At 50.7% G+C, this 3,433-nt stretch carries 1 protein-coding gene; it reads right to left on the bottom strand.

Annotated elements, in window-relative coordinates:
- Positions 1-3,433, bottom strand: a 3,433-nt coding sequence (locus NW827_RS09415) for an FkbM family methyltransferase (protein ID WP_414503614.1), incomplete at both ends; no start/stop codon positions are given.

The raw sequence follows: 3,433 nt of genomic DNA, 5'->3' as shown, positions 1-3,433 counted from the left end.
ACCCATATCCTAGCGACTCCAGGATCTTCGCGGTAGCAGATCCCGTAACTTTAGAACCGCTGATATTCTCAAAAATAACAATAGGCTGGGTGGCAGCAACCAACTCTAGCGCGCCGGATATGACCTGCTCTTCGGCGCCTTCTGCGTCGATCTTGATGAGATCAACTTGCGACTTTCCCTGCGAGCGCCAGATAGAATCCAAAGTAGTAAGACTTACTACTTTTTCATCTCTTGATCTTTGTTCTGACACCGGCCCTGAAGCACTGATGGAGTTAAATACGGTAGCCCTTTCTTCCTGAAATTGGACGGTACCCTCATGGTCTCCAGCAGCAGACTCAACAAGGGAAACAATATTGTCTAGGGAGTTAGCACTGATTGTCTTTTGCAGGTGTTGAATGCAGGAAGGGGTCGGCTCAACTGCAATCACACTGCCTGCCGGGCCGACTCGGCGTGCAGCAAGAAAAGTGTACACCCCAACATTGGCGCCCACGTCAATAACATTCATGCCTGCTTTTAGGAAGTGACGGCAGAAATCTACTTCTTCCTCAAACCACTCCCCTTGGGTAAGCAGGACTCGGGTCACGATACTTGAGAATGAAGGTTCTAGTGAAAGCCTACAATTTTCGTAGTCGAGATAAAGATCCGGCTGGCCAGGCAAAGAAGCTGTGCGCACTTGGTGTACAACTTCCCACATCGCAATTTGCTTGACTAGACCTGCTAATTGATGGTTTGGATCGAGACTGAGCACGCGGTTGATTGGCACTAGTCCTTCTATCTTTCTCTGCGAGAGGAGCTCAACTCCCACCGCCAAGGCTGCCTGTATGTCATCTGGGTTTATAGAATAAGTTAGGTTCCAAAACCTCATGGCTTCTGGGCTATACACAACCCCAATGTGGGTGGCCATCCACTTGGCTAGATAGTATAGGTAGGTGTGTTTTGTACAAGCACTGGGATCGGCAAAACCTTCGCTTTGAACCCAAATAGGAACATCTATCGACTGCGAAGGCCGCAGACCCTGGGCTTCCGCAGACAAAAACTCCAGTAGAGCATAGGCATCCTCAAAAGCGCGAGAACGATCTCCCAATACCAATAGGGCATGGATTCGGTTTAGCCAACAGGGAACATGATAGGGATCCCTTGCCAGACCTCTTCGCCACAAAGATAACGCTTCTTCCCAAGTAGATTGCCGTGCTGAAACGGAAGCCTCGGCACCTAGGGAACGGATGAGCTGGATCCCTGCTTGATTCCATTCGTCTGGGCTAGAGTACAAGTCGTTAGGATGAAAGACATAGGCTTCATGAGGCTTGCCTTCCAGAATGTGGAAGAAGGCAGCTTCCATGCTGCGGGCATGCTCGCGCGGATCCCAAATTATCGACCAGCGGCGAGAATCTTTGATTTGCTCTTTAATTCGGTTGAGTTGCTCCGGATTGTTGCCCAATTGAATCCCGCGTTGGATAAACTCTTCGACCGACCAAGTGATGCACTCTTCGAGACCGATATTTTTCAGCAGACTGTAGCTCATGCGGCCATAGTAATGGCGGCCTACCAGGGTAAGAACCGGCACACCCATATAAAGGGCTTCCATGGTGTGGGTTGCACCTGTGTAAGGGAAAGTATCTAGAACTAAGTCAACTAAACCTAGTTGACCACGATGCTCTTCCACACTCCCAGCTTTGGCCAGAAAGCGGACGCGGTCTAAGACGCCTAGCTCTTTAGATTTTTCTTGGTAGCGTCTAACCACTGTGGCAATTTCCCCTGAGCCTTTGACGATGAGAATTCCGTTGGGAACGGCTTTTAGAATCTGCAAATGAGCATTGATACAGTCATCAGTTCGCTTGTAGGCATTGGCCGCAGTAAGGAGAACAACATCTCTTGGGCCTATTCTTAACTTACTTTTGAAGTCCACCTCATCGGCCGGGATAACGTCCAGATGGTCAACTGCACAATAGCTTGGTAGGCGGATAATTTCTTCGTGGTAATCGGCCTGCGCATCTTCGGGAAGAATATAAGGATCGGCAAAGAAGTAATCAAACTCGGGCAAGCCGACAGCATCTCCCCCCAGCCAGCCAATTTGGACAGGGGCAGCCCGCAGAGCGGCTACGATATTGGCGTCGTGGCTGGTGATGGAGTCCATGAAGACCATGATATCGATGCGATCCTCGCGAGCTTGGGCGGCTACTTGAGGGGCGCTAACTCCTTCAGAGAAGAAGCGAAAATGAAGGCTCTCTTGGGATCGAAACTTCCGATACATGTTGTCGCGGCTGGCCATTTCCTCGGTTTTCCAACCCTGGTAGTAGTAGTAACAAATGTCCAACACATCACGGGATAAGTTTCTCAAAGTGGCTTCGCTGAGGAAGCCTACTGAGTGTCGCTGGAAACAGCTGCCCAGGAAACCAACTCGAAGTTTACGGCTTTCTCCACTGACTGTTTGATAATCTTGCTGATTTCTTTTCCAATACTCTGACCACAGGAAATCGCGCTGGGAGGCCATGAGGCTGAGGCAGTCGTTAAAAATCCTGCCAGCAAGTTGCTGGTAACGACGAATTAGAGACCGATCATCTGTTAGATAGCTCCAACAAAAACAGACTCGAAAGAGAATAGCTTTGGCGACAGTTAAGCTCTCAAGCATATTTTCTTCATTTACTTTTAGAGACTCTAGATCAATAGAACTTGAGGTGAGTAAATCCATAATTTTCTGAATGGCAAAGCTCACTCTGTCTGGCCGAGCAGCGTGGATCAGCTTTCCCAAAGATTCTGAGAGAAGGGATAGGCGCAGCGAGAAGTTCTCCTGTGCCTGGGGGCTATCGGCTGCCGCAAGAAGGGCTTCTCCCAAGATGGAATAAGCGTCGCTGGTAGAGTCTCCAAAGAGGGCACGAGCTGCCCTCTGAAAGAAGTCGCCGATCAAGTCTTCTATTGTCCACAAACCTTGATAGCGCTTGGCTTGCTCCGGAGCTGCCGCCTGGGCTAGCTGAGCTAGGAGAGCGGCAAAGCCGGATTTCTGACTCTCTAGGAGATGAGCTTCTAGAGCTGTGGCCACTTCGAAGAACAGATCCAGGTAGCCGTCATCCCATAGCCGAGTAAGGAGTTTGGTTAGGAGCGACTCCTGGGTAATGTCTATGGTCTCCTCATCTCCCAGACTGGCCAAGTGCTCCGCCAGGGCCTGCCCGTAGAAGCCGACGGCCAGCTCGTCTTGAGCTTGCAAGGCCCGCAACAGCAGAACTTGGGTGTTATCCCGCTGGTGTGGATCCAACTCAAAAGCCATCTCCCGCAGCTTCAGGCAGATCCGCAAACGCTGCTGCGGATCCTGGGTGGGTGTATTTTCCAGACGGCTTGCCAAAGACAGCAATAGCTCTATCACCTTCTCCGACGGCAGGATCCCGGCCTTGATCAGCGACGTGTAGACCTGGTAGGCAAGGTTTAGGCGGCCCGAAAT

This window comes from Synechococcus sp. H70.1, from assembly GCF_047502705.1.
Classification (GTDB): domain Bacteria; phylum Cyanobacteriota; class Cyanobacteriia; order Thermostichales; family Thermostichaceae; genus Thermostichus.
Note: the sequence above shows the minus strand (reverse complement) of the source record. Positions and strands in the feature narration are given on the sequence as shown.